22 protein-coding genes are annotated in these 25,736 nt (G+C 72.7%); 10 read left to right on the top strand and 12 right to left on the bottom strand.

What is annotated here, in order from left to right:
* Positions 1-28 precede the first annotated feature (28 nt).
* Complete coding sequence (locus AC1C2W_RS18170) at positions 29-1,582, top strand: phytoene desaturase family protein (RefSeq protein ID WP_495413917.1); 1,554 nt, start codon at positions 29-31, stop codon at positions 1,580-1,582.
* Between the two features lie 20 nt (positions 1,583-1,602).
* On the opposite strand, the gene AC1C2W_RS18165 is transcribed toward AC1C2W_RS18170, so the two are convergent.
* Positions 1,603-2,634 carry a transglutaminase domain-containing protein gene (locus AC1C2W_RS18165; RefSeq protein WP_495391029.1) on the bottom strand — a complete coding sequence of 344 codons (1,032 nt, stop codon included), beginning with the start codon at positions 2,632-2,634 and terminating at the stop codon, positions 1,603-1,605.
* 38 nt (positions 2,635-2,672) lie between these two features.
* Positions 2,673-3,221: a nucleoside deaminase gene (locus tag AC1C2W_RS18160; protein ID WP_495391030.1), complete on the bottom strand. Its 549-nt coding sequence runs from the start codon at positions 3,219-3,221 to the stop codon at positions 2,673-2,675.
* Positions 3,222-3,377: 156 nt separating this feature from the next.
* Here AC1C2W_RS18160 and upp point away from each other — a divergent pair, with 156 nt between their 5' ends.
* Entirely contained in the window at positions 3,378-4,013 is a 636-nt protein-coding gene (gene upp, locus AC1C2W_RS18155) for a uracil phosphoribosyltransferase (protein WP_495391031.1), read from the top strand.
* Positions 4,014-4,062: 49 nt separating this feature from the next.
* Here the strand turns inward: upp and AC1C2W_RS18150 are convergent, their stop codons facing one another.
* Positions 4,063-8,052 carry a sigma-70 family RNA polymerase sigma factor gene (locus AC1C2W_RS18150; RefSeq protein WP_495413916.1) on the bottom strand — a complete coding sequence of 1,330 codons (3,990 nt, stop codon included), beginning with the start codon at positions 8,050-8,052 and terminating at the stop codon, positions 4,063-4,065.
* Positions 8,053-8,263: 211 nt separating this feature from the next.
* Here AC1C2W_RS18150 and AC1C2W_RS18145 point away from each other — a divergent pair, with 211 nt between their 5' ends.
* A complete protein-coding gene (locus AC1C2W_RS18145) occupies positions 8,264-9,034 on the top strand; it encodes a hypothetical protein (protein ID WP_495391033.1) in 771 nt (256 codons plus the stop codon).
* Between the two features lie 85 nt (positions 9,035-9,119).
* On the opposite strand, the gene AC1C2W_RS18140 is transcribed toward AC1C2W_RS18145, so the two are convergent.
* From AC1C2W_RS18140 to AC1C2W_RS18105, 8 genes are all read right to left on the bottom strand, one after another.
* Positions 9,120-9,428, bottom strand: a complete 309-nt coding sequence (locus tag AC1C2W_RS18140; RefSeq protein WP_495391034.1) for a DUF1540 domain-containing protein — start codon at positions 9,426-9,428, stop codon at positions 9,120-9,122.
* 156 nt (positions 9,429-9,584) lie between these two features.
* Positions 9,585-10,016, bottom strand: a complete 432-nt coding sequence (locus AC1C2W_RS18135; protein WP_495391101.1) for a heat shock protein transcriptional repressor HspR — start codon at positions 10,014-10,016, stop codon at positions 9,585-9,587.
* 21 nt (positions 10,017-10,037) lie between these two features.
* Positions 10,038-11,057, bottom strand: coding sequence for a DnaJ C-terminal domain-containing protein (locus tag AC1C2W_RS18130; protein ID WP_495413915.1), 1,020 nt, complete (start codon positions 11,055-11,057; stop codon positions 10,038-10,040).
* 173 nt (positions 11,058-11,230) lie between these two features.
* The gene (grpE, locus tag AC1C2W_RS18125) at positions 11,231-11,875 is read right to left on the bottom strand and encodes a nucleotide exchange factor GrpE (RefSeq protein ID WP_495413914.1); all 645 of its coding nucleotides are present in this window, start codon (positions 11,873-11,875) and stop codon (positions 11,231-11,233) included.
* Entirely contained in the window at positions 11,872-13,755 is a 1,884-nt protein-coding gene (gene dnaK / locus AC1C2W_RS18120) for a molecular chaperone DnaK (RefSeq protein ID WP_495413913.1), read from the bottom strand. The genes grpE and dnaK overlap by 4 nt, the downstream gene beginning before the upstream one ends.
* A 478-nt stretch (positions 13,756-14,233) precedes the next feature.
* Positions 14,234-15,175, bottom strand: coding sequence for a cold-shock protein (locus tag AC1C2W_RS18115; protein WP_495413912.1), 942 nt, complete (start codon positions 15,173-15,175; stop codon positions 14,234-14,236).
* 114 nt (positions 15,176-15,289) lie between these two features.
* Positions 15,290-16,873: an HNH endonuclease signature motif containing protein gene (locus AC1C2W_RS18110; RefSeq protein ID WP_495413911.1), complete on the bottom strand. Its 1,584-nt coding sequence runs from the start codon at positions 16,871-16,873 to the stop codon at positions 15,290-15,292.
* 99 nt (positions 16,874-16,972) lie between these two features.
* Positions 16,973-17,704: an MgtC/SapB family protein gene (locus AC1C2W_RS18105; RefSeq protein ID WP_495391040.1), complete on the bottom strand. Its 732-nt coding sequence runs from the start codon at positions 17,702-17,704 to the stop codon at positions 16,973-16,975.
* Between the two features lie 197 nt (positions 17,705-17,901).
* Between AC1C2W_RS18105 and AC1C2W_RS18100 the strand changes: the two genes are divergently transcribed.
* The 4 genes from AC1C2W_RS18100 to AC1C2W_RS18085 are packed head-to-tail and all read left to right on the top strand — an operon-like array spanning position 17,902 to position 21,944.
* Positions 17,902-18,843: a carbohydrate ABC transporter permease gene (locus AC1C2W_RS18100; RefSeq protein WP_495413910.1), complete on the top strand. Its 942-nt coding sequence runs from the start codon at positions 17,902-17,904 to the stop codon at positions 18,841-18,843.
* Positions 18,843-19,769: a carbohydrate ABC transporter permease gene (locus AC1C2W_RS18095; RefSeq protein WP_495391042.1), complete on the top strand. Its 927-nt coding sequence runs from the start codon at positions 18,843-18,845 to the stop codon at positions 19,767-19,769. Before AC1C2W_RS18100 ends, AC1C2W_RS18095 begins: the two co-directional genes overlap by 1 nt.
* A 44-nt stretch (positions 19,770-19,813) precedes the next feature.
* On the top strand, positions 19,814-21,199 hold the full coding sequence (locus AC1C2W_RS18090) for an ABC transporter substrate-binding protein (RefSeq protein WP_495413909.1): 1,386 nt from the start codon (positions 19,814-19,816) through the stop codon (positions 21,197-21,199).
* Positions 21,200-21,233: 34 nt separating this feature from the next.
* A complete protein-coding gene (locus tag AC1C2W_RS18085; protein ID WP_495413908.1) occupies positions 21,234-21,944 on the top strand; it encodes a glycerophosphodiester phosphodiesterase in 711 nt (236 codons plus the stop codon).
* A 50-nt stretch (positions 21,945-21,994) separates the two neighbouring features.
* Here AC1C2W_RS18085 and AC1C2W_RS18080 read toward each other — a convergent pair whose 3' ends face one another.
* Complete coding sequence (locus tag AC1C2W_RS18080) at positions 21,995-22,930, bottom strand: sugar-binding transcriptional regulator (RefSeq protein ID WP_495413907.1); 936 nt, start codon at positions 22,928-22,930, stop codon at positions 21,995-21,997.
* 105 nt (positions 22,931-23,035) lie between these two features.
* Between AC1C2W_RS18080 and AC1C2W_RS18075 the strand changes: the two genes are divergently transcribed.
* The 3 genes from AC1C2W_RS18075 to AC1C2W_RS18065 are packed head-to-tail and all read left to right on the top strand — an operon-like array spanning position 23,036 to position 25,727.
* Positions 23,036-23,773 (top strand): HAD-IA family hydrolase, encoded by a 738-nt coding sequence (locus AC1C2W_RS18075; RefSeq protein WP_495391046.1) that lies wholly within the window; start codon positions 23,036-23,038, stop codon positions 23,771-23,773.
* Positions 23,774-23,814: 41 nt separating this feature from the next.
* Entirely contained in the window at positions 23,815-24,681 is an 867-nt protein-coding gene (locus tag AC1C2W_RS18070; protein ID WP_495413906.1) for a sugar phosphate isomerase/epimerase family protein, read from the top strand.
* Between the two features lie 41 nt (positions 24,682-24,722).
* Entirely contained in the window at positions 24,723-25,727 is a 1,005-nt protein-coding gene (locus AC1C2W_RS18065; RefSeq protein ID WP_495413905.1) for an NAD(P)-dependent alcohol dehydrogenase, read from the top strand.
* Positions 25,728-25,736: the final 9 nt, after the last annotated feature.

Here is a 25,736-nt window from a genome sequence, read left to right as displayed (position 1 = left end):
CCGGCGGTGCCGGCGGAGGGAGGACGACGTGCACGACGCCGTGGTGGTCGGCTCGGGTCCCAACGGCCTGGCGGCCGCCGTGACGCTGGCCCGGGCGGGGCTGTCGGTGACGGTGCTGGAGGCGAACGCGACCGTCGGCGGCGGCGCGCGGACGCTCGCCCCCGGCGACGACGGCGACCTGCTCGCCGGCCTGCCGGGCGCCGTCGTGCACGACCTGTGCTCCGCCGTCCACCCGATGGCCTGGGCATCGCCGTTCTTCCGGGCGTTCGACCTGCGCGCGCACGGCGTCGAGCTGCTCACCCCCGAGGTGTCCTACGCGCAGCCGCTGCCCGGCGGGCGCGCCGCCGTCGCCCACCGCGACCTCGAGCGTACGGCCGAGGGCCTGGGTCCTGACGGCGCCGCGTGGCGCTCGCTGCTCGGCCCGCTGGCGGAGCAGTGGGAGGCCGTCGTCGCCGTCGGGATGGGCGACCACCGCTCCGTGCCGCCGGGGGTGTTCGACGCGGCGGACCCCGTGCGGGCCACCGCGGGCGCCGCCCGGTTCGCGCTCGGCGTGCTCGAGCAGGGCACCCACGCCTGGGGCGGCAGGTTCTCGGGCGACGGCGGGGCGCTGCTCACCGGCGTCGCCGCCCACGCCATCACGGCGCTGCCGTCGCTGTCCGGGGCAGGCACGTCCCTGCTGCTCGGGGCCCTGGCACACGCCGCCCCCGACAGCAGGTCCGCCAGCGGGTTCGACGGCGGGTTCGACGGCGGGTGGCCGGTCCCCTGCGGCGGGTCGGGGGCGATCGTCGCCGCCCTACGGGCGGACCTCGAGGCCCACGGCGGCACGGTCGTCGCGGGACACCGGGTGCGCACTCCCGCGGACCTGCCCGCAGCCCGCGCCGTGCTGTTCGACACGACGCCCCGCACGCTGCTCGACGTCCTCGGGGCGTCGCTGCCGCCGTCCGTGCACCGCCGCCTCTCGCGGTTCCGCTACGGCAACGCGGCCGCAAAGGTCGACTTCGTGCTCTCGGGCCCGGTCCCGTGGAGCGCCCCGGAGGTCGCGCGGGCCGGCACGGTGCACGTGGGCGGCACCCGCGCCGAGATGGCCCGGGCCGAGGGCGAGGTGGCCGCCGGGCGGCACGCCGAGCGCCCCGTGTGCCTGGTCAGCGACCCGACCGTCGTGGACGCGTCGCGCCGCGTCCCCGGCCCGGGCGGACAGGGCGAGCTGCGACCCCTGTGGGCGTACACGCACGTGCCGGCCGGCTCCGACGTCGACGTCACCGAGACCGTGACCGCGCAGATCGAGCGGTTCGCGCCGGGGTTCCGCGACGTCGTCGTCGCGTCGCGCGCCGTCCCCGCCGCCGCGATGGCGGAGCACAACCAGAACTACGTGGGCGGGGACATCTCCGCCGGCGCCGCCACGATGTGGCAGATCCTCGCGCGGCCCACCGCCGCGGCGGACCCGTACCGAGTCGGCGCCGGCGGCGTGTACCTGTGCTCCGCCTCCACCGCGCCCGGCCCGGGCGTGCACGGCATGGGCGGCTGGCACGCCGCCCGTCGCGCGCTGCGCCAGGTCTTCGGGGTCCGGGTGGCGCCGCTGTAGCCGCCCGTGGACGGCCCCGGTCAGACAGGCGCGGTGGCCCAGCGCGTCGTGCGCTCGCGCAGGTCGGTGATCCCGAGGCGGCCCATCGGCGACGCCGTGAGCAGCCGCCCGCGGGGGCCGAGCCCCGCCTCGTACCGGGCGGCGAGGCTCCGCTCCGCGTCCGCGTCACCGGCGTCCGCCGCCACCAGCAGGGCGGCGAGGACGTCCGTCAGCGCGTCCCAGGTCTCCGGGTCGAGCGGCACCAGGGGGACGCTCCCGGGCTGCGCGGAGGCCAGGAGCTCCGGGACCCCGGGAAGGTCGGGGACGGCGCCCCAGACGTCCCACAGCAGCACCTCGTCGCGCATCCGGTGCGCCAGCTCGAGCATGACGTAGCCGCGCACCAAGTCCTTGCCGACCAGGTGCGGCAGGCTCGGGTCGACGCCGTAGGACGCCGGGTCCACGTCGCCGGCCCGGATCGCCCGCCACACCTCGGCGGCCGTGGGGAACGGCGACGCCGGCCCGGTGGGCATGTCGCGCACGTCGAACTCCCACGACCCGTCGGGGGTCAGCTCCGGGTCCCAGCGCACCCACCGGCCGTCGCCGTCGTCCTCCCCTTCGGACCAGTGCTCGACCACGACGTGGTCGCCGAAGAACGGCGGCCCGAAGTACCCGGCGAACCCGATCCGCGACCGTGCCGGGACGCCGTGCTCGCGCAGCACCCCGAGGGCGAACAGGGTGTGGTCGCGGCAGCAGCCGGCGACCTGCCGGGGCAGCTCCCGCGGTGCGTCGAGCGGCCCGGGCTGCCGGGCGGCGGCGGCATCCAGCACCGAGGACAGCCAGCGGCGGTCGACGTCCGCGGACTGCTCGTCGGTGAGCGGGTTGCCCGACCGGTAGTGCACGATCGTGGCGCACGCCGCGGCGCCGGCGCTCGCGGCGTCCGGGGCGACGGCCCTCAGCAGGTCGGCGTGCGCCCCGGGGTCGGAGTAGGCGCTGTGCCGGGCGTAGTCGGCGAGCGTCGGCACCGTCGGGCCCCGTCCGGTGATCGGTGACTCCGTCGTGGTGGGCGTGTCCATCCCTGTCAGACCTCCATCGGCGTTCCGCGTCATCACCCTCAGCGGCGAGACTCGAAGAAGTCTCGCAGGATTTCGCCGCATTCGTCCTCGCGCACACCCCCGACCACCTCGACAGCGTGGTTCGCCCGCTGGTCGCGCACGAGGTCCCAGACCGAGCCGGTCGCTCCCGCCTTAGGGTCCCAGGCGCCGAGGACGAGCCGCCGTACCCGCGCCGCGACGAGCGCCCCCGCGCACATCGCGCACGGCTCCAGCGTGACGACGAGCGTGCAGCCCTCGAGCCGCCACTCGCCGCGGGTCAGCGCGGCCTGCCGTAGCGCGAGGATCTCGGCGTGCGCCGTCGGGTCGCCGGTCTCCTCGCGGCGGTTGCGACCCGTCCCGACGAGCCGGCCGTCGGCGTCGACGACGAGCGCCCCGACGGGCACGTCGTCGCTGGCCAGCGCGTGCGACGCCTCGTGCAGCGCCATCCCCATCAACGCGTCCCACACCTGCCGCCGCCCGCTGACCGTGGCCGGCGGAAACTCGCCGTCGGCCCAGGGCAGCGCGAGGCCGGACCGAACAGGCTCAGGCGCTCCGCCGTCCGACGTCATCCCGCCAGGCTAGCCGCCAACCCCACCCGAGTTGTCAGGTCGACGTGCACGTTTCCCTGCTCCTGGCCCTGACAACTCCCGGGCTCGCCGAGCTGTCAGGGCCAGGACCATGTATTCGTCGCCGTCGCCCTGACAACTCCCGGGTACGGTGTGCCCATGCGCCTGCACGTCGCCGACCACCCGCTGGTGGACCACAAGCTCACCGTCCTCCGCGACGAGAAGACCCCGTCGGCGACGTTCCGCCTCCTCGTCGACGAGCTCGTCACCCTGCTCGCCTACGAGGCGACGCGGCACGTGCGGACCGAGCCCAAGGAGATCCGCACCCCGGTCACCACGACCACGGGGGTGCGCCTGAGCGATCCCAGCCCCATCGTCATCCCCATCCTGCGCGCCGGGCTGGGGATGCTCGAGGGCATGACGCGCATGATCCCGACGGCGGAGGTCGGCTTCCTCGGCCTGCAGCGCGACGAGACCACCTACGAGGCCGTCACCTACGCCAACCGGCTGCCCGACGACCTCACCGACCGGCAGGTGTTCCTGCTCGACCCGATGCTCGCCACGGGCGGCACGCTGGTCGCGGCCATCGACTACGTGCTCGAGCGCGGCGCGCGCGACGTCACCGCCGTCTGCCTGCTGGCCACCCCGGAGGGGCTGAAGGTGCTCGAGAACGCGATCGGCTCGCGCGTGGACGTGCAGATCGTCGTGGCCGCGGTCGACGAGCGCCTCGACGACCAGAAGTACATCGTCCCGGGCCTCGGCGACGCCGGCGACCGGCTGTACGGCATCGTCTGACCTGCACGGCTGCCGGACCCGCGGCGGCCGGGCACCTGCCGGTTGACCGCTACTCGCAGGCGCCGATCCGCTCCCAGCCCCGGTGCCGACCGTCGTGACCGAACCAGCGCCCGTGGCCCTGGGCCGTCGCCACACCCTGCCCCTGGGCGACGCCGTGCCCGTTGCCGCCGGAGCCGCCGCCCCGCCCCTGTGCGCCGACGTACCGGTAGTTCGACCCCCGCCACGACCCGACCTCTCCCGCCTCGTGGTCGTCCCACCAGCGCAGGGGTGAGGCGCACCAGCCCGTGGTCCCGGTGAAGGGTTCGACGGAGAGCGCGGTGGACCAGTCGCCCGCGCTCACGGTGAAGGTCGCGCCGGAGCGCCCGGCCACGGTGCCGCCGTCCACGCTCGCGGTCTGCCGCGCCCCGACGGTCGTCTCCTGCGTGACGCCGTTCGTGCCCGTCACCCGGAAGTCGACGGGGACGGACGACCCGCTGTTGTCCAGCGTCACCATCGCGGTGCGCATCGACGTGGACCGCCACCGATGCTTGTCGACCTGTACGTCGCCCAGGTCCAGGCGGGCCTGCGGGGCGACAGCCACGCAGGACACGGCGTCGTAGGTGACCGTGTGCTCGACGGCGGGCCGGCGGTCCTCGATCGTCCGCGCGAGCCGCACCGTCACGGAACCGCCGTCGGTCTCGAGCCCGCCCTTCCGGGCCACGAGCGTGGTGCTCGAGCCGGGCTGGACGACGGACCCGTCGCCGCCCGCGAGCCCCGCCTCCCACGCCACGTTCCCGCGGTTGCGCACCTCCACGTCCACCTGGGCGCGGTCGTCGACGCACCGGGCCGCGGTGGTCACGTCGACGGTCGCGTCGGGCCAGGAGACGGTGGCGCAGCCGTCGAACGCCGGCACGTCGACGATGGCGAGCTCGCGGCCGTCCGCGGTCAGCGTGACGCCGCGCGTGCCCCATGCGACGGGCACCTCGAGCGTCCCGGACTTCCCGGCCTCGACCGTGGCCGCGCGCCCGCCGCCGACCCCGCCGGCGACGGCGAACCGTACTGCGTGCGTCGAGGCGGTGTTGTCGAGGGGGATCGTGACCGTGCGCCGCGACGTCTCCGTGTCGGCGTCGTACGCGCACTCGCCCGCCGAGAGCTGCGCCGGCCCGCCCACGGCCGGGGCGAGGACGGCGGACGCGTACCGGGCGGTGGGCGCCACCGCGGGCACCACGCCCTGCTGGGGCTGGTCACCGTCCGCATCCGCCACCCACCGGTACAGCTCGAACTCCGCGGCGGCGGCGCCCAGCGTCGTCCGGTCGGTCGGGACGACGAAGGTCGCGGACTCGCCCGGGGCCACCCGCTTCTGGTCGGCACTGCCGCCGGCGGCGGTCATACCCACCCGCATCGCCTCGTCGCTGGTGTTGGTGAGGGTGCCCCGCACCTGCAGGCGGCCGTCCGCGTTCACGGTCTCGGCCCCGGTGCTCGTGTCCCACCGCGGGTCGTAGCACTCGGCCGACGAGTGCGGGCCGGCGGCGACGGAGGTGCGGTAGGTCTCGCCGCCGAGCGTCGTGGACAGCGTCCAGCTGGCGCCGCCCGCCGGCACGCGGAGCCCGTCCGGCACCCGCACGGTGACCGACTCCCCCGGCGCCACCTGCCGCCCGGCCGTGCCGGAGCTGCCCGCGGCGTCCAGCCGCACCCCGAGGCTCTGGTCGGTCTGGTTGACGTACGTGGCGTCCACGACGGCGGACGCCGTGGTCACCCCGCCGACCGCGGCGCAGCGCGCCTGGACCGACCGGACGCCCCCGGTGGCTCCCGCCCACGGCTGCGCCACGTCGACGGCGGTGCGGCCGGGCAGCGCGTGCGAGGAGCCGGGCAGCTGCGGCGCGGCGGTGACGGTCGTGGTTCCCGGCGCGAAGGTGCCGTCGGCGACGACGCGCACCCGGACCGAGCGCTGCTCGCCCGGGCCGAGCGGTGCGGCATCCGCGCCCGAGGCGCACGACCAGGAGGTGCCGTGCGCCGCACCGGCCGCGGACGTGCTGCCCGTGGTGGTCAGGACGGCGTCCGTGGCCGTGGTCGCCTCCCCGGTGGAGGACGTCCCGCCGTGGGAGGTGGTGGTGCCGCCGGTCGCCGGCGAGCACGTCAGGTCGCCGTCGGAAGTGACCGGCCGCAGCCCGTCCGGGACAGTCACGAGCACCGACCAGCCGGCAGACGCGGGCTGGTCGCCGGTGTTGCGGACCGCCAGCGGCACCCACGCGGCGCCCGGGTTGGAGAGCACGACGGCGTCCCCGGTGGACGCGGTGAGCTCGGCGCCGTACGGCAGGACGGTCGTGGGCGGCAGGTCGACGGTCTCCGCCGCCAGGTTGTCGGCCCACACGGACGCGCCGATCGGGTAGCTGCCACCCGACCCGGCCCGCACGGGGACCGACCCGGTGCGCGACGCCCCCGGCTCGATCGTGCCGAGCGCGCACCGTGCCAGCCGCCCGTCGCCGTCGGCGGGGGTACAGGCGAGCGCGTCCGCGGCGAAGGCGGTTCCCGCGGCCGCGCCGAGGGGGGCGTCGGGGAGCGCGAGATCGACCCCGTCGGGCATGGCGACCTCGACCACGGCCCCGTCGGCCGTCGCGCCCCCGGTGTTGGTCACCGTCAGCACGAGGGACTGCACGATGCGCGGCTCGAGCGGCCCCGTCGCGGAGGCGACGGTGAGGTCGGCGAGCGGCGGGAACGGGCTGACGGCCAGCAGGTTGGCCGGGCTCGAGGGGTCGGCGGTCGGGGTGTCCACGGCGTCCTCGCCGGGCTCGACCTCCGCCTCGACGGGCGGCTCCCACGGCGCCGCCCACGGCTGGCCCGGGATGGTGACGGCTGCCGGCGGTGCGGCCGCTGGGTCCTGCGCCGTGCTGAGCGCGTTGAGCACGGTGACCACACCGACGGTCGCGACGGCGACCGCACCCGCCGCCGCGGCCACTCCGGCGGTCGTCCCCATGAACGCCCCGGCCCCGGCCGCGGCCGCGGTGCCGGCGGTGGCCGCCGACCCGGTCGCCACGCCCGCCGTTGCCGTGCCTGCCAGCGACGCCGCGCCGGTCGCCGTGGTCGTCCCTGCCGAGGCCGCGGTGGTCGTGGTCGTGGTTGCCGTCGTGCAGATCGAGGCCGTGGCACCGCCCGTCGCACTGCCGGCCGAGCCGCCCGTCACCGTGCCGACGGTCACGGCGCTCCCGGTGGCGACGCCGCTGCCGCCGAGGGCCCCGACGATCGAGCCGCCGATCGGCAGGGCACCCACCACGGCCATGCCCGCGAGCCCGACGATCAGCGGCGCCACCACGGCGCGCATCCCGTGCGCGATGTCGCCGAGCTCGAGCACCAGGGACCGGCACTCGCCGCAGTCGCCGAGGTGCGCGTCGACCTTCGTGACCTCGCGCCGGGCGAGGCCGCCCCGCACGTACCCGCCGAGCAGGGGGTTGACCGCGCGGCAGCCGTCGGTCGGCGCGTACGTCAGGTGCTCCTGGAGGTACCCGACCCGCAGGCCCTCCCGGGCGCGGTACGCGAGGGCAGACACGCCGTTGGGCGTGAGCCCGAGGATCGGCGCGACCTCCGCCGGGGCCCGGCCCTCGATCTCCGTGTACCAGAGCACGGCCTGCCACCGCTCCGGGAGCCCCTCGTAGGCGTTCTTCACCACGGAGTGCTCGAAGCCCTCGAAGGTGGCGACGTCGGTGGAGTCCACAAGACCGAGCGCGGCCTCGAACGTGCCGTCGTCGTCGGTGGGGCGCGTGCGGCGCACCCCGCGGGCGAGGTCGGCGGCCAGGTGCCGGACGACGGTCAGCAGGTATGCCCGGAACGTTGCGTCGGGCCCGCCGCCGTGCTGCAGCACGTCCAGCACGCGGTGGAACGCCTCGGACACGACGTCGTCGGCGTCGGCCGACGAGCGCACGTACTGCCGGGCCACCGCGCGGGCTGCCGGGACGTGCCGCACGTAGAGCGCGCCGTACGCCTCGAGGTCTCCGCCGCGCACGTCGAGGATCAGCTCGGCATCGCTCCGCGCCGAGTCGTCAGACCCTACGTAGACGTCCGTCATGGCCGTTCCTCGCTCCGAGAACCCTGCGCGACCCGCGCCACGCAGACCTCCGTACTTTACGCGCCCGGAGCATCCTCCGGGAGGGTGAAGTTCAGGCCAGAAGCCGCGGGATTCCGTGCCTCGAGCACCATATGAAAATGGGCGGGGGAAGTTCCTTGAGAAAGTGCCCCACAACTGCGTCATGATGAGCCGCTATGGAAGTCCCTACATCATGAACCGGTCAGCGAGCGGGCCCACGGACGCGCCGGAGCAAAGCTCCGACGTCCGCGACCGTTGGCGTGCGACGAGCCTGGCCGAGGTGTGGCTGCGCCCGAACGACTGGTACCACCCGGCGGTCGACGCCCTCGCCGAGACGTTCGACGACGGCACGTCGCCGCACGCCGCCGCCCACCGGCTCGGAGCCGCCCGCGGGGGCGCGGGCGTGGGCTTGGGCGAGACCCTGGACGACGTCGAGTGCCTGTACCGCTCGGTGCGTCGCGAGCCCGACCCGGAGGCGGTCCGCGCGGTGGCAGTGGGCTGGGTGCGCGGCCGGGACGCCGAGCCGGCGCTGGGCGGGGTGCGCGACCCCGCCACCGGGCTGCCGACGCGCGACTACCTGGGTGAGCGGCTGCGGGAGACGTACGGGGCGCCGGGCACGGACGACGTCCTGAGCATGTTCGGCCTCGTGGTCGTCGACGTGGCCGTCGACGGGCTCGCCCCCTGGGATCGCGCGGCCCGGTCGGCGACGGTGGGCCGCGCCCTGGAGCAGGTGTTCGGGGACGGGCACCCGATGGCGGCGCTGACCGACGGCGTCTTCGCCGTGCTGGTACGCCGCGACTCCGGGGTCCCCGACCTGGCGAAGGCCGTCCAGAGCGTCGTGGAGCGCAACGCCATGCTGATGGGACTCGGGGACACGCTGCGACGCCCCACCCGGGTGTGGATGGAGTCCCTGCCGACGTCGCACGCCGCCGCGGTCGAGCTGCTCGCACAGCTGGCACGCTGATCGCTGGTTGAGCCTGTCGATCGCTGGTTGAGCCTGCAGATCGCTGGTTGAGCCTGTCGAAACCTAGACGATCAGCCGACGACCGTCAGTGCTGGGCGTAGGTGAGGCAGTCGGCGTGGCTCTCGTCGTCGGGCCCGGCGCCGACGCGGATCGCCCCCGCCCCGCACTCGAGCTCCTGGTTGTGGACGCAGTCCCCACGCTGGCACGCACCCACGTGGGCGATGACCTTCTCGAGGCCGCCCTTGGTGCTGAGCGGGATGAACGTGGCGCACGACGCGTCGCCGTGGTGCCCGGCGATGGTCACCGCCCCGGCGTGACAGCCGTGCTCGTGGTTGTATCCGCAGCGCTCGACGGTGCACTCGGTCACCTCGGGCATCTCCATCAGCGTGCTCATCGCATGCTCCTCGCCGCTCGACACCGGCTCTCGCCGCCTTCGGCCAGGGTATGACTCGTGCGCGGAATTGCACAGCGAATGCGATATCGAATTTACTGAGGAGAGCCTTACCGAACGCAATTCCAATTAACGAAGAATGGCGTTGCGAAAATACTCTCAGCCGCGACGGGGCCCCGGGCGCCACAGCACCATCGCGCCGTCGGCCGCCTCGAGCTCCGACCGCTCGGCCCGGCGAACGCGCTGGCCACGGCGCACGACGACGACGTCGCCGCCCGTGGACCCGGCGGCGAAGACCCTGCCGCCCGGATGCGTCGCGAGCGCCGCGAGGCGCCTCTCGAGCTGCGTCACGTGCTCCTGGAGGTCGAGGATGCGCCGGATACCGGCGAGGTTGATGCCCTCCACCTGGGCGAGCCGTTGGATCTCCAGCAGGCGCGTCACGTCGCGCTGGGAGTAGCGCCGACCGCGGCCCGTGGCGCGCCGGGGCGTTACCAGGCCGAGGCGGTCGTACTGCCGCAGGGTCTGCGGATGCATCCCCGCGAGCCCGGCCGCCTGCGACACGGTCAGCACCGGGGCGTCGACGTCCACGATGATCTCCTCCCTCGACCAGTGCTATTGCGCGGCGCGCTGCGCCAGGCCCGCCCGCACGTCCTCGTGGTCGCTCTCGGCGGCGAACGCCTCGAGCGCCTCCTTCGCCTTCTTGCCGAGCTTCTGCGGCACGGTGACCTGCACGGTCACCAGCAGGTCGCCCTGGGTCTTCGGCGTCGGGACGCCACGACCCTTGACGCGCAGCACTCGGCCCGACGGCGTGCCCGCAGGCACCTTGAGCCGCACGGTCTGCCCGTCGAGCGTGGGCACCTCGATCGTGGTTCCGAGCGCCGCCTCGGCGAACGTGACCGGCACGGTCATGCGTAGGTTGGACCCGTCCAGCGTGAACACGGGGTGCGGGGACACGTGCACCGTGACCACGAGGTCTCCGGGGTCGCCGCCTCCCGGGCCCGGGCGCCCCTTGCCGCGGATGCGGAGCTTGCGCCCGTCGTTGACGCCGGCCGGGATCTTGGTCTTGACCTTGCGGCCGTCCACCGTGAACTCCACCGTGGCGCCCTGCACAGCCGTGCGGAACGGCAGCGTGGTCTCCGCTGCGACGTCCGCGCCCTTCTGCGGCGTGGTGAAGCCGGCGCGCCGGCTGGTGCGGAACCCGCCGCCGCCCTGGCCGCCGAGCATCGAGCTCAGGATGTCCTCGAACCCGCTGTCGGCGCCGCCCTGGGGGTACTGCGAGTACCGGACGTTCGGGCCGCCGGCGCCGGCGCCGCCGCCGCCGAACATGTTGCCGAAGACGTCCTCGAACCCGTTGCCGCCGCCACCGCCGGGGCTTGCCGCGAACCGCGCGCCGCCGCCGGCCATCGCCCGTACGGCGTCGTACTGCTGGCGCTGCTCGGTGTCGGAGAGTACCGCGTACGCCTCGCCGATCTCCTTGAACTTGGTCTCGGCCGCGTCGTCCCCCGGGTTCTGGTCCGGGTGGTACTTGCGGGCCAGCTTGCGGTACGCCTTCTTGATCGCCGCGTCGTCCGCGTCCTTGGGGACGCCGAGGGCGGAGTAGAAGTCCTTCTCGATCCAGTCCTGACCTGTCACGACGCCTCCTTCCGGGTCATGCTCGTGATCTCATCATCCTCGTCGTGCGAGTGCTGGTTGAGCCGGAGCCCCGCTGGTTGAGCCTGTCGAACCCGGGTTTCGACAAGCTCAACCAGCCGGTTTCGACAAGCTCAACCAGCGGGTTTCGACAGGCTCAACCGGCGACGGGTGTGCTACTCCGGCCCGACGACGCCGACGCGGGCGGCGCGGACCACCTTGTCGCCGATGCGGTAGCCGGGCTCGACCACCAGGCTGACCGTGGCGGTCGTCGCCTCCGCGTCGACGTTGTGCATGAGCGCCTCGTGCACGGTGGGGTCGAACTCCTCCCCGACCGTGCCGAACCGTTCGACTCCGAACTTCGCCAGCGACGCGTCCAGCTTCTCCGCGATGGCCGCCATGGGCCCGCTCAGCTCGGCGTGCTGCCTGGCGCGCTCGATGTCGTCCAGCACGGGCAGCAGCGCAGCGAGCACGTCCTGCGTGCCCTGCGTGCGTGCCGCTTCCTGGTCGCGCAGCGAGCGGTTGCGGTAGTTCGTGAACGACGCCCGCTCGCGCTGCAGCGCGTCCAGGCGCTCGGCCGCCTGGGCCTTGGCCGCCAGGACCGCGGCACTCTCGGCCCCGTCGCCCGCGGGCTCGAAGTCGAGCGTGGCGAGCGGGTCGTCGCCCTCGGAGGGCTGGGCGGGGCCGGCCCGGCCGGCAGCGCGGGCGTCGCCCGACTGCGGGTCGACCTTGCGCTTGTCGGTGAACTGGAATGGGGTCTCCCCCGAGCCCTCGGAGTTCTCCGGGGGCTCGGGGACCGACCGCTGGCTCTCGTCCGTCACTTGCGCTCGTCCTCGTCGTCCACGATCTCGGCGTCGACGACGTCCTCGTCCGGCGCGGAGGTCGCGCCGGCCGCGGAGGCGGCGTCGTCGGCAGCGGCCCCGGTGTTACCCGCGGCCTGCTCCTGCTCCGCCGTGGCGTAGAGCGCCTGGCCGATCTTCTGCGACGACACGCCGAGCTTCTCGTACGCGGCCTTCACGGCGCCGGCGTCCTCACCCTCGAGCGCGGACTTCACCTCGGCGACGTCGGCCTCGACCTCGGACACGACCTCGGCGGGGAGCTTGTCGCGGTTGTCCGCGATCTGCTTCTCCATCGAGTACGCGAACGACTCCGCCTGGTTGCGGGTCTCCGCCTCCTCGCGACGCTGCTTGTCCTCGGCCGCGTGCTCCTCGGCGTCCTTCACCATGCGGTCGATGTCCTCCTTGGGGAGGGCCGACCCGCCGGTGATCTTCATCGACTGCTCGGTGCCCGTGCCGCGGTCCTTGGCGGACACGTGCACGATGCCGTTCGCGTCGATGTCGAAGGTGACCTCGATCTGCGGCACGCCGCGCGGCGCCGGGGCGATGCCCGTGAGCTCGAACGTGCCCAGCGGCTTGTTGTCGCGGGTGAACTCGCGCTCGCCCTGGAAGACCTGGATCGCCACGGACGGCTGGTTGTCCTCCGCCGTGGAGAAGATCTCGCTGCGCTTGGTCGGGATGGCCGTGTTGCGCTCGATGAGCTTGGTCATCACGCCACCCTTGGTCTCGATGCCGAGGGACAGCGGGGTGACGTCGATGAGCAGGATGTCCTTGCGCTCACCGCCGATGACGCCGGCCTGCAGGGCGGCGCCGACGGCGACGACCTCGTCCGGGTTGACGCCCTTGTTGGGCTCCTTGCCCCCGGTGAGCTCCTTGACGACCTCGGACACGGCGGGCATGCGGGTGGAACCACCCACGAGCACGATGTGGTCGATGTCGGAGACAGAGATGCCGGCGTCGCGGATGACGGCGTGGAACGGCGCCTTCGTGCGGTCGATGAGGTCCTGCGTCATCTGCTGGAACTGGGCCCGCGTGAGCTTCTCGTCCAGGTGGATGGGGCCGTTCTCGCTCATCGAGAGGTACTGCATCGAGATGGTGGTGCTCGTCGCGGACGAGAGCTCCTTCTTGGCCTGCTCGGCCGCCTCGCGCAGGCGCTGCAGGGCGATCTTGTCCTTGGACAGGTCGACGCCCGAGCTGTTCTTCACCTGCTTGATGAGGTGCTCCACGATGCGCTGGTCCCAGTCGTCGCCGCCGAGGCGGTTGTCGCCGGAGGTTGCGCGGACCTGGATGGTGGAGAAGTCGTCCTCGTCCTTGCCGACCTCGAGGAGCGAGACGTCGAACGTGCCGCCGCCCAGGTCGAAGACCAGGATGAGCTCGTCCTCCTTGCCCCTCTCCAGGCCGTACGCCAGCGCGGCCGCGGTGGGCTCGTTGACGATGCGGGTGACGTTGAGGCCGGCGATCTGCCCGGCGTCCTTGGTGGCCTGGCGCTCGGCGTCGTTGAAGTACGCCGGGACGGTGATGACCGCGTCGGTGACGGGCTCGCCCAGGTACTCCTCGGCATCCCGCTTCAGCTTGCCGAGCACGCGCGCGGAGATCTCCTGCGCGGTGTACTTCTTGTCGTCGATCTCCACCGACCAGTCGGTGCCCATGTGGCGCTTGACCGAGCTGATCGTGCGGTCGACGTTGGTGACCGCCTGGCGCTTGGCCACCTCACCGACGAGAACCTCGCCGGTCTTGGAGAACGCGACGACGGACGGCGTCGTGCGCGACCCCTCTGCGTTCGCGATGACGGTGGGCTCTCCGCCCTCCAGGACGGCGACCACCGAGTTGGTGGTGCCGAGGTCGATACCGACTGCTCGAGCCATGTGCTGCCTCCATGCGTGAGTCCGGGTGCCAGGTGAGCGCCCGAGGTTGAGTCGTCTGCACTCAACGTAAATCGCGGCGCCGCGGCTCGCAAACCACGGGGGCGAAAGTTGAGTCTGCATGGCTCAACCTTGGCGGTGGCACCGATATTCCTCCTGGGCAGGCGGACTGTTCGCCCTGAGCGAACTGCAGGTTCCACCTCAGAGGTCGCTCTAAGAGGTCGCGAGTTTCCATCACGCCGTCGTGGTCACCGCGAGAACCTCCACGAACGCTGCGTCGCCCTTGGCCGGGTCACCCGACGGAGGCGAACGCCTCGAGCTCGCGCACGAAGGATCGTGGCCGTGTCATGGGCAAGTAGTGGCCGCCGCGGGGGGTGACGACACGGCTTCCGCGTGACGCAGGGCGGCGATGGCGTCAGGGATCAGCAAGCGTGACAGCGCCCCGGAGCGCAGTCGGAGGCGAACTGCTCACCGAGCTAGCTCACACCAGTTCAACGCTGTCTGCCTGCGGTCCCCGGTCGCTCTGACGCACCTTGAAGCGGACCCGGTCGCCCTCCTCCAGGACCTCGGTGCCCCGCACGACCGACACGTGCACGAACAGGTCCACGCCCCCGGCATCGGGCGTGATGAAGCCGAAACCGCGCTCCGCGTCGTAGCGCGCGACGGAGCCCTCACCTCCGCGCACAGGCCCGCCGGACGCCGCGGGGCGGCTCGACCGACCATGGTCCCGGTCACGCCCCGTGGCCGCGCGCGCACTCCCGGAGCCGCGTACGAGCTGCACGTTGCGGGCATTCGGCCCCTTGTCGCCGTCGACGACGCCATACGTCACGCGCGCACCCTCGGAGAGCTCGGTCAACCCCGAGCCGAGCGCACTGACGTGGACGAAGACGTCGTCGCCACCGGAGTCTGGAGCGACGAACCCGAAGCCCTTGGTGTCGTCGTACCAGGACACCGTGCCGTCCGCGCCGTCGGCTGCCGGTGGTGCAGCCTCCGCCCCCAGCGGTAGCAGGTGGTCCGCCTGCGGCCCCTTCTCCCCGTCGACGACGAGGAACGCCGCCCGCTGCCCCTCCGAGATCACGCCGGCCCCGACGATGGCCGAGCTGTGCACGAAGACTTCGCCGCGCCCGTCGTCGGGCGTGACGAAGCCGTATCCCTTGGCCGGCTCGTACCAGGCGACGGTGCCGAGCACGCCCACGGGCGCGTCGGCGGCCCGGTCGCCCGTGACCCGGACGCGGCGCGCCTGCGGGCCACGGTCACCCTCGCCCACCTCGAACTCGACGACCTGCCCCTCGCGGAGCAGCCTCGGTCCGTCGTCGCCGACGATCTCGGACGCATGCACGAACAGGTCCTCGGCCTCGTTCCCGAGGTCGATGAAGCCGAACCCTCGGTCGGCGTCGAACCATCGGACAGTTCCCTGAGGCACCTGGTACTCCTAGTCTTGGCAAACATTGCTGTCATCCAGTGTCCCCGACAGAACAGCAGACGGAGGTCCAGCCGCTTCCGGCGTAGCCCGTGCACGCCCTGCCGCCATCGCACGTCAGAAAGGTGGCGGCCCGGGCTCGGGCGCCGATGGCGCGGGGCGGGGTCGCGGCGCCACCTCGGGACCTCCCGGGTCGGGCGGTCCGCTCTCCGGGGGTCTGCGACGGGTGCGTCCTGTGGGCGAGGTCCAGGTCAGGACGCCGTCGGCGGCACGGGCGACGCGCCAGCCCGTCTGATGTTTCAGCACGTGATGGTGGCGGCACAGGTGGGAGAGGTTGTCCGCGACGGTGGCCCCGCCGTCGGCCCAGGCCAGCAGGTGATCGATGTCGCAACCGGACGCGGCGCGGGTGCAGCCCGGGAACGTGCACGTGACGTCGCGGGGCTGCAGCAGGGCCCGCAACGCGGCGGGCACGGCGTACGTGCCGGGGTCGGCGGTCAGGACCGTCCCGTCTGCCGGGTCGACCAGGAACCGTCGTAGTGACGGCGCGTTCGCCGTCAGGTGGGCCGCGGTCTCCGCGTCGACCGGGACCTGTCCGTCGAGCTCTGCGACGTCGGTGCCACGCAGCAGCGTCAGCACCGGCACCGTGATCCGCACCGTCGGGGAGATCCGGCTCGTCAGGCCGGCCAGGTCCGGCACGGCGTCAGGGCCACCAGCGCCGTCACCAGCGCCGTCACCCCCGGCCCCGGCACGCGCCTCGCCGAACCGACCGCCGTCGGCGCCGGGACCCGCCAGCAGGAGGCCTGCCAGCGCGTCCGCGCGCAGCTGCCCGACCCCGCGGGGATCACCGCCGTCACGGGCGGTCCGCGCAGCGCGGGTGAGCCGGTCGTGGATCGCGTGTGCTTGGACGGCGGGCAGCTGTGCGGTCAGCCAGGCCATGCCGTCGGCGCCCGGGTCGACATAGACCGCCCGCTTCTCGAGCGCAGCGCGGTGCCGCACCGTCAGCGGCACCGGGTGCACCCGATCCCGCGCACGACGCAGGTGGCGGCGGAACTGCGGCACAGTGAGCTGCCCGGCGGCGGGGAGCACAGTGCCCTCGACCTGGCGCCGGGCCACGGCGTCCGGCAAGTCTGCGAGCGTGTCGGCGAGGGCGCGCGCGTGCGCCGCGGAGATCCGCCCCCGGCACAGCTGCAGCAGCGCAGACCCGGTGCCGACGTCGCCCACACCGCTCGTGCCGTCGGCATCCATGCCGCCGGCATCCAGGGCCGCGCTTGTCAGTGTGCGGGCCGTGTCGACCAGGTGCGACGTCTGCTGCTCGGGCCACCGCAGAGCCACCGCGAGGTCCGCCACGAACGCCCGCGCCGCGAGCTCGTGCCGCCGCACCGCTGACGCCCGGCGCAGCTCCGGGTCGTTCTCGTCGAGCAGGGCGCGCTCGCACCCGACGGCAGCCCTGCGCGCCCGCTCGACCGCGAGCAGCTTGGCGCCCTCCAGCGCGTCGATCCGCGCCTGGATCGTCACGGCCTCGTCGATCGCCGCCGAGATGTCGTGCACTGACGGTCGCGGCCCCGGGTTCACCCGGCGCAGCACGTCTACCGCACCCGCGACGTCGGCCGGCGCGTCCACGCCCGAGCGAGCCGGGGCGACGACCGAGCCGCGCGACCACATCTTCGGGGCACCGTCACCCCCGCTCGCATGTTCGAACATACGTTCGATCCTATCGGTCGCCGCACCTCGGCCACAAGGCCTCACAGGGCCTGTGGACGACCGCCTCGACCTCTCGCCGGCAGTCCTCCCGCGCGGCGGTCAGGCTTGGTCGACGTCCTCGTCGAGCTCGTCGGCGTCGTGCCGGAGGTCCACCCGGTCGACGCCCTGCACCTCGACGAGCTGCGGGATGAGGTCGCGCACCGGAGGCCGTCCGTGGAACCGGATGTCCATGACGACGAACGGCTTCCCGCCGGTGGCGACCCGTCGGCTGCTCTCGATCGAGCTCGTGAACCCGGAGGCGGAGGCAACGGCAAGGACGTCGCGGAGCACGCCGGCGCCGTCGGCATAGGTGATCCGCAGCATGCGCTTGCGGTCCGGGTCGGGGAGCCTACGGACCAGCGGGGCGACGACGAACAGAGTGGTGAGGTGGAGCGCGGTGAGCGCGACCGCCAGCGAGAGCATCCCGGCGCCGCAGGCCATGCCCACCGCCGCGGCGACCCAGATCGTGGCCGCGGTGGTGAGCCCTCGGACGAAGCTGCGCCCCTTGAAGATCACGCCCGCCCCCAGGAAGCCGATCCCGGAGACGATCTGGGCGGCGATGCGCGAGGGATCGAGGTTGACGTCGCTGCCGAGCACGGCGGAGAAGCCGTAGGCGGAGACCAGGGTGAAGGCGCAGGACCCGAGCCCGACCAGCACGTGGGTCCGGTACCCGGCGGCCTTCTGGCGGAGCTGACGCTCGACCCCGATGAGGGAGCACAGCACGAAGGTCGTCAGGAGCAGCTCGGCCTCGACCAGGCTGGTGCCGGTGACGATCCCGACGAACGGTTCCATGCGCGATCACCTCCGTCGGCTGCGGTCCTCCGCGACCCTACCCTTCCCCCTCCGCTCGAATGCGAGCTCGGCGCGCTCATCCGAGCACCCCCGCCCGGACCCGAGATACCCGGCACTACCTTGGCGGCTTCCGACACAGCAGTCGGGCGCCCGAAAGCAACGAGGCACCCGAGAAGGGATGGCGAGCGATGGCGAGCGTGGCCGAAGTGGACGTCGGCGTGCGGGGGACCCGCCGCCCGGTACGCGGGCACTCACTCCTCCATCGGCGCCGACAGCGCAGGGGGGCCGCGCTCTTCGCCCTGTTCGCCTTCCCCAACCTGGCCCTGATCGCGGTCTTCGCCTACTGGCCGGTGCTGGAGAACCTCTACCTCAGCCTCACCAACTGGGACTTCATCTCTCCCGAGCCGATCTTCGTCGGGCTCAGCAACTACACCCAGCTGTTCACGTCGCCCATGTTCCTCGACGTCATGGTGACCACGGTGACGTGGGTCGTCGTGGTCGTGGGCGTCAGCCTCGTCCTCGGGATCGCGCTCGCCTCGCTGTTCTCGATGAAGCTGCCCGGGACGGGCATCGTCACCGGGATCGTCTTCACCCCGCACGTCATCGCCGGGGCGGCGATCGGCGCCGTGTGGCTGTTCATCTTCGACCCGAACTACGGCCTCGCCCGCACCCTGTTCGACGCCGTGGGTCTGACCTCGCCGGGCTGGACCACGGACGCGAACTGGGCCCTGCCCGCCCTGATCATCGTCTCGATCTGGAAGGGGGTCGGCTTCGTGTCGATCGTCTATCTGGCCGGGATGCAGGGGTTGCCCTCGGAGGTGCTCGAGGCCGCACGCCTGGACGGCGCGACCCGCTGGCAGCTCTTCACCCGGGTCGTGCTGCCGCTGCTGTCGCCGACGACCTTCTTCCTGGTGATCACGCAGACGATCGCCGCGTTCCAGGCCTTCGACATCATCGCCATCATGACCGGCGGCGGCCCGGCCTCCGCCACCACGACGCTGAGCTGGTTCATCTACGAACAGGCCTTCCAGCGCTCCAACGTGGGCTACTCCGCCGCCTCGGGAACCGTGATGTTCGTGATCCTCATGGTCATCACCATGCTGCAGTTCCGGTACGTCGAGAGGAAGGTGCACTACTGATGTCCGCCACGACCACGCGGCCGGCCGCCTCTCGCGACGAGGGCACCGCGCGGACCCGCACCGCACGGCAGCAGCCGACGACGGGGGCCCGGCGCCTCGGGAAGCTCCGCCACCGCTGGTGGGGGATCCTCCTGCTCGTGGCCGCCGCCCTGGTGTTCGTCGTGCCGCTCTACATCCTCGTGACGACGGCGTTCAAGACGAACTCCGACATCTATTCCTGGCCCCCCAAGGTCCTGCCCACCGACCTCACGTGGGACAACGTCAGCACCGCCTGGCAGCTCGCGCCGTTCGGCACCTTCATCAAGAACTCGGTGATCGTCACGGTCGTCGGGGCGGCCCTCAAGGTCGTGCTCGCCGTCTTCACGGCCTACGCCTTCGCCTTCCTGCCGTTCCCCGGCAAGAACGTCCTGTTCCTCCTGATGCTCGGCGCCCTCATGGTCCCCGGGCACGTCACCCTCCTGGTCAACTACATCACCGTCGGCAACATGGGCCTGATCAACACCTACGCCGGCATCATCCTGCCCGGCGTCGGATCGGCGTTCGGCACCTTCCTGCTGAGGCAGCACTTCATGTCGCTGCCCAAGGAGGTGTTCGAGGCCGCCGAGGTCGACGGGGCCGGGCACCTCCGCAAGCTCGGCTCGATGGTGCTGCCGATGTCGGTGCCCGCCGTCGCGACGGTGGCCCTGGTCGCGGTGATCGACGAGTGGAACAGCTTCGTGTGGCCGTTGATCATCACCAACTCCGTCAACATGCGCACGCTGCCCATCGGCCTCATGTACCTCAAGGCCAACGACGGGATGGTCTCGTGGGGCGTGCTCATGTCCGGAACGCTCTTCGTGGTGCTGCCGATGCTGCTCGTCTTCCTCTTCGCCCAGCGGTACATCGTCTCCGGGCTCACCGGCGCCGCCGCGGGCAGCGGCCGCTGAGCCCCGACGTGCTCCCACCCGTCCCCCGACGATCGAAGGAGATCATGCACGCCCAGAGACGCCCCCACGCAGGAGGGCACGGAAGCAGGCTTCGCGGACTCACCCGCCGGCAGGTGCTCGCCGCGGGCATGATGGCCGCCGCGGCGCCCGTCCTGACCGGCTGCTTCGGCGCCGGCCGGGGCCCCGGCGCCATCATGGAACAGCCCGGCGGAGACGTGCCGGCGGAGTTCGCGGACCGTCTGCGCGTGGTGCTGTGGAGCAACTGGACGTCCCACAACGCCGAGGTGCTGCAGCGGAACGTCGACGCCTTCCACGCGGCGCAGAGCGACATCTTCTGCGAGATCCAGATCTTCGAGGGCTACGACAACGTCGAGTCGAAGCTCGCCGCGAGCCTGCAGGCCAGGCAGGTGCCGGACATCTCGGTGATGAGCGACGTCGTCTGGAACCGCTTCTACCTCGCCGACGCCCTCGAGCCGCTCACCGGATACTTCGACGGCGGCTTCGGCACCGACGCCTTCGACGAGCGGTTCCTCGCCGAGGGGACCGTCAAGGACGACGTCTGGTGGCTGCCGTTCGGGCGTTCGACGCCGCTCTTCTACTACAACCGCGACCTCTTCGCCGCCGTCGGCCTGCCCGATCGCGCGCCGGAGACCTACGACGAGTACCGGGACTGGGGCAAGGAGCTGGCCGGCTACTCGGCCGACGGCCAGTCCGTGTCGATGCGCGCCTACACCGGCGCCGACGACTGGTACTTCCAGGGGTCGACCTGGGCGTTCGGGGGCGGCTACTCGGACGGTCTGGACATGCGGCTCACCTCCGACGCCACGATGGCGGCGCTCGAGTTCGATCGCGCCGTCATCCACGACGACGGCGCCGGGTATCTCTCGAACGACCCGTCCGGAGACTTCGTCGCGGGGACGGCGGCGACGATCCTGGAGTCCACCGGGGCCCTCACCAGCATCATCGAGTCCGCGGAGTTCGAGGTCGGGTGCGGCTTCCTGCCCGAGCAGGCGACGACCGGCGTGCCGACCGGCGGCGGCGGGCTGGCCGTGCTCCGCTACGCCTCCCAGGAGCGCAAGCAGGCGGCCTGGGAGGTCATCAAGTTCCTCAGCTCCGGGCAGGCCTCCGTCGACTGGACGGTCGGCACCGGCTACATGCCGACCACCAAGGCAGCGAAGGAGTCCGACGAGATCCGTCGGCGCGCCGCGGAGAACCGGAACTACCAGGTCGCGATCGACCAGCTCGCGGCCGCCAAGGCGCCCGACATCGTCCGCCGCTACGTGCCGGAGTGCCTGCCCGAGGCGAAGAACACCATCCAGGCCGTGTACTCCGGCGGTGCCGACCCGGAATCCACCCTCTCGACGATGGCGACCAACCTGGAGCTGTCGATCGATCGGATCCGCCCCCAATATGAGGAACGAGTGAACTGAGATGCCACTGTCGATCGTCGGTCATCGCGGCGCGATGACCCACAAGCCCGAGAACAGCCTCGAGTCGTACGCCCTCGCCGAGCGGGTCGGGGTCGACGAGATCGAGCTCGACGTGCGGCTGAGCAAGGACGACGAGCTCTTCCTGCTGCACGACGCCACCCTCGACCGCACCGCGGGCGACGACGCCGCCCGCGGGCTCGGCCCGGCGGCGGAGCTGACCCTCGCCCAGCTGCAGGCGGCGCGGCTCGACTCCGGCCGGGGCGTCGTCACGCTGGCCGAGATGTACGACGCGACGCGCACCTTCATCCAGCTGGAGATCAAGGATCCCGCGACGGTGCCCTACCTCGCCGAGTACTTCGCGGCGCACCCCGACGAGGCCGAGCGCACGATCCTGACCGGCTTCGACCCCGACGCCCTCCGACACGCCGCGGAGCTGATGCCGACGATCGGCCGGTGCATCATCGTGAAGACGATCGCCGTCGCCGACGAGTTCGAGGGCGGCTGGCGGGGATTGCTGGACCACACCCGCTCCACGCGCTTCGCCTGCGGCCTCGAGGGCCTCACCCCCGAGGTCGTCGACGCCGTGCACGAGCTGGGCCTCGAGCTGCACGTCTGGCCGCTGCGCACGGTCGACGACATGCGCCGGGCCGTCGAGCTGGGCGCGGACGGCACGACCTCCGACGACCCCGGGCTCGCGCGCACCTGGTACGACCAGGTGCGCACCGAGCAGACGGCGCGGGCCTGAACCGACCCGTTCGCGCGGGCGTGACCGCTGCGGCCGTCGGGCCGCGGCGGTCACGCCGCGAGCGCCGCCTGCGCGCAGCCCACGTCCGTGATGAGGACGTGGCAGATCCCGGATCGCAGGGTGGCGGTGACCGCCTGCTCCTTGCCCGCGCCCCCGCCGATGCCGACGCGGGTGGGCACCCGGCGCAGGCTCTCCTCGGAGATCCCGACCAGCCGCTCCTCCAGGCCCGACACCGAGTTGCCGTCGCGGTCGAGCAGGGCCGTCCCGATCTCCGCGACGACACCCTTCTTCTCGAAGGCCGCACGCTCGCCGAGATCGGTCAGCTGTTGCGCCAGCAGCGACGCCCCGGGCCAGCCGCCGATCGTCAGGAAGGCCTTCCCGAGGTGGTCCATCCGGCGCAGCGTGCGCTGGATGGACGGGTGCTGGAGGAGCATCCGCGCCTTCGGGTCCTTCATGAGCAGCACCGGGGAGTACAGGGGGTAGGTGGCGCCGCCGCTCGCCCGGCCAAGGTTCGAGATGACCTCGACGCCGTCCTCCAGCCGCGGTGCGCCCACGCCGGTGAGCTGGACGATGTCGGCGGAGGGCAGGTTCGCGACCAGCCGCGACGCGAGCACGAGGGTCCGCCCCGGGGCGATCCCGATCACGTCGTCCTCCTCGAGGTCGTCGGCGATGTAGCGCGCGGTGATCCGGGCGATCGCCTCCCGCGCCTCGGACATGCTCGTCGAGGGCGCCGCCACGACGAGTGCCGAACGAAGCCCGTACCGCTGCACCAGCCGCGCGGAGAGGTCGACGTCGACCGGGTCGGGAACCTTCGCCCTCACCTCGATCAGGTCCAGCTCCCGCGCGCGCTTCACCATGCGGGCCGTGGCGAACCGGGACCTGCCGATCTCCTCGGCGATGTCGTTGATGGCACGGCCGTGAGCGAGGTTCTGCATCGCGACGTACGTGTGGAGGACCTGCTGATCGATGGGAAGCGGTCTGCTCATCCGAGCATGGTAGGTCAACGTAAGAGCATTCCGTTCTACGTTGCTCGGACACCGCAACGGACACGAGGGAGCGGCCCCGGCACTCGGGCGTCGAGAACTCGCGGAATGGAGTACGACCTCATGCAGAGCACGACGGGCACGCGGGAGGCCCTCGCCGCCGACCTGGTCGCGGACCTCGCCGCCGGGCGGCCGATCGAGATCGGGGGCGTGCTGTCCGACATGGACGGCACCCTGGTGGACTCGGTGCCGGCGGTCGAGGAGGCCTGGCGGATCCTGGCTTCCGAGTACGACGTGCCGATGCTGCTCGCGGGGTCGCACGGCCTCACCGTGCAGGCGGTCGTCGCGGCCTTCGGGATCCCCGCCGACGACCGCCGACGGGCGGAGGACCGGCTCACCGAGATCGAGTCGCGCGACGGGCAGCTGCTGGACCCGCTGCCGGGGGTGCGCGAGCTCGTCGCGTCGCTGCCCGCGCCGCGGTGGGGCATCGTCACCTCGGCCGCGCGGCCGGTAGCCCGCGCGCGGTACGGCGCCACCGGCCTGCCCTTCCCGACCTTCCTGGTGACGGGCGACGACGTGGCCTCGGGGAAGCCCGCGCCCGAGCCGTTCGCGAAGGGGCTGCACGAGCTGCGCGGGCGCGGCTGCGACGGCCCGGTGATCGCGCTGGAGGACACCATCGCCGGGCTGCGGTCCGCTCGGGCCGCCGGCTGCCTGGCCATCGGCGTCGTGGGCACGTTCGACCGGGACGAGCTCGCCCCGCACGCGCACCTCGTCGTCCCCTCCCTCGAGGTGCTGCGAGTGCGCGAGGACGGCGACCGGCTCACGGCGACGGCGACGCCGGCATGACCGCGCCCACGACTTCTCCCATCCTGTCGAAAGGGAAGACCATGATCGGCTGTCACGCCTCCGTCTGGACCGGCACGTTCGACGACGAGGGCCTGAGGACGGCGTTCCGCGGCACCGCGGAGGCCGGCTTCGACCTCATCGAGCTGCCGATGTTCGACCCCCGCGGGTGGAACGTCGAGCTCACCAAGTCGCTGGCGGCGGAGTACGACCTCGCGGTGACCGCCTCGCTCGGGCTCACCGACGAGGTGAACATCAGCTCCGAGGACGCCGAGGTCGTGAGCCGCGGCGAGGCGCACCTGACGGCGGTCCTCGAGATCCTGCACGAGCTCGGCTCCTCGCACCTGTGCGGCGTCGTCTACGGCCCGATGCGCAAGCACATGCGCCCGGCCACCGCGGCGGAGATCGTCAACGGGCAGGACGCCCTGCGTCGGCTCGCCCGCCGGGCGGACGGCCTCGGTGTCCGGCTCGGCCTGGAGATCGTCAACCGGTACGAGACGAACATCCTCAACACCGCCGCACAAGGAGTCGCGTACGTCGACGAGATCGGGATGGACAACCTGGGCGTCCACCTGGACACGTACCACATGAACATCGAGGAGTCGGGCCTGTTCGCACCGGTCGTGGACTCGGCCCGGCGCCTCGAGTACGTGCACATCGGGGAGAGCCACCGCGGCTACCTCGGCACCGGCACCGTCGACTTCCCGTCGTTCTTCCGCGCCCTGCGCCACGTGGACTACGACGGCCCGATCGTCTTCGAGTCGTTCTCCTCGGCCGTCGTGGACCCGCAGCTCACCGCGACCCTCGGCATCTGGCGGAACCTGTGGCGCGACGGCGCGGACCTCGGCCGCCACGCCAACGACTACATCCGCAACGTCATCCGGGCCGTCGAGACGATCGACCTGCACTGAGCCACGCGCACACCCCGCACCCACGAATGGAGACGAACGACATGAACGTTGCTGCCGTGATGACCGAGATCGGTCGCATCGAGCTGCAGGAGCGGCCGATGCCCCAGGCCACGCCCGGGACGGCCGTGGTCAAGGTGCACGCGGTCGGGGTGTGCGGCTCCGACACCACGTACTACCGCCACGGGCGCATCGGCGACTGGGTGGTCGACGGGGACATCGTCCTCGGCCACGAGGCGGCCGGTGAGGTCGTCCAGGTCGGCGAGGGTGTCACCGGCCTCACCGTCGGCGACCGCGTCGCGATCGAGCCCGGCACCCCGTGCCGCGACTGCGCGCAGTGCATGGCCGGCCGCTACCACCTGTGCCCGGACCTCGCGTTCCTGGCCACGCCCCCGTTCGACGGCGCGCTGATGCAGTACGTCGCGCTCGACGCCCGCACTCTCTTCCCGATCCCCGCGGGGATGACCTACGAGCAGGCCGCGATGGTCGAGCCGCTCTCTGTCGGCCTGTGGGCCTGCCAGCGTGCCGGGCTCCGGCCCGGCGACGACGTCCTGGTGACCGGAGCGGGGCCCGTGGGCGTGCTTGCCGCGCAGTCCGCACGAGCTCTCGGCGCGGGCTCGGTCACGGTCACCGACGTGTCCGCCTTCCGCCTGGACCTCGCCCGCACGCTGGGCTTCTCCGTGGAGACGAGCGACGAGCCCGGCGCGGGCACCTTCGACGTGCTGCTGGAGTGCTCGGGGGCGCCCGGGGTCCTCGCCGCCGGGATGGACCGGCTGCGCGAAGCGGGCCGGGCGGCCATGATCGGCCTGCCCAAGCAGCCCGTCGAGCTCCCCGTCTCCTTCCTCAACAAGAAGGAGGTCAGCCTCGCGCTCGTGAACCGCTACCAGAACACCTGGTCGCTGGGGATCTCCCTGGTCGCCTCGGGCCGCGTGGTCCTCGACGACCTCCAGACCCATTCCTTCGCACTGGCGGACACCGCGACCGCGCTGGACATCGCGTCGACTGACCCCCGCTCGATGAAGGCGATCGTCTACCCGCAGCAGGCCTGAGCCCGGCTC

Source organism: Isoptericola sp. Y581 (assembly GCF_059445475.1).
This window is presented reverse-complemented; position numbering and strand designations above follow the sequence as displayed.

Excerpts from the sequence above, each read along its gene's own strand:
- AC1C2W_RS18165 (WP_495391029.1), bottom strand. The coding sequence starts at position 2,634 with ATGGACACGCCCACCACGACGGAGTCACCGATCACCGGACGGGGCCCG.
- AC1C2W_RS18160 (WP_495391030.1), bottom strand. The coding sequence starts at position 3,221 with ATGACGTCGGACGGCGGAGCGCCTGAGCCTGTTCGGTCCGGCCTCGCG.
- upp (WP_495391031.1), top strand. The coding sequence starts at position 3,378 with ATGCGCCTGCACGTCGCCGACCACCCGCTGGTGGACCACAAGCTCACC.
- AC1C2W_RS18150 (WP_495413916.1), bottom strand. The coding sequence starts at position 8,052 with ATGACGGACGTCTACGTAGGGTCTGACGACTCGGCGCGGAGCGATGCC.
- AC1C2W_RS18145 (WP_495391033.1), top strand. The coding sequence starts at position 8,264 with ATGAACCGGTCAGCGAGCGGGCCCACGGACGCGCCGGAGCAAAGCTCC.
- AC1C2W_RS18140 (WP_495391034.1), bottom strand. The coding sequence starts at position 9,428 with ATGAGCACGCTGATGGAGATGCCCGAGGTGACCGAGTGCACCGTCGAG.
- dnaK (WP_495413913.1), bottom strand. The coding sequence starts at position 13,755 with ATGGCTCGAGCAGTCGGTATCGACCTCGGCACCACCAACTCGGTGGTC.
- AC1C2W_RS18110 (WP_495413911.1), bottom strand. The coding sequence starts at position 16,873 with ATGTTCGAACATGCGAGCGGGGGTGACGGTGCCCCGAAGATGTGGTCG.
- AC1C2W_RS18105 (WP_495391040.1), bottom strand. The coding sequence starts at position 17,704 with ATGGAACCGTTCGTCGGGATCGTCACCGGCACCAGCCTGGTCGAGGCC.
- AC1C2W_RS18095 (WP_495391042.1), top strand. The coding sequence starts at position 18,843 with ATGTCCGCCACGACCACGCGGCCGGCCGCCTCTCGCGACGAGGGCACC.
- AC1C2W_RS18090 (WP_495413909.1), top strand. The coding sequence starts at position 19,814 with ATGCACGCCCAGAGACGCCCCCACGCAGGAGGGCACGGAAGCAGGCTT.
- AC1C2W_RS18085 (WP_495413908.1), top strand. The coding sequence starts at position 21,234 with ATGACCCACAAGCCCGAGAACAGCCTCGAGTCGTACGCCCTCGCCGAG.
- AC1C2W_RS18080 (WP_495413907.1), bottom strand. The coding sequence starts at position 22,930 with ATGAGCAGACCGCTTCCCATCGATCAGCAGGTCCTCCACACGTACGTC.
- AC1C2W_RS18075 (WP_495391046.1), top strand. The coding sequence starts at position 23,036 with ATGGAGTACGACCTCATGCAGAGCACGACGGGCACGCGGGAGGCCCTC.
- AC1C2W_RS18070 (WP_495413906.1), top strand. The coding sequence starts at position 23,815 with ATGATCGGCTGTCACGCCTCCGTCTGGACCGGCACGTTCGACGACGAG.
- AC1C2W_RS18065 (WP_495413905.1), top strand. The coding sequence starts at position 24,723 with ATGAACGTTGCTGCCGTGATGACCGAGATCGGTCGCATCGAGCTGCAG.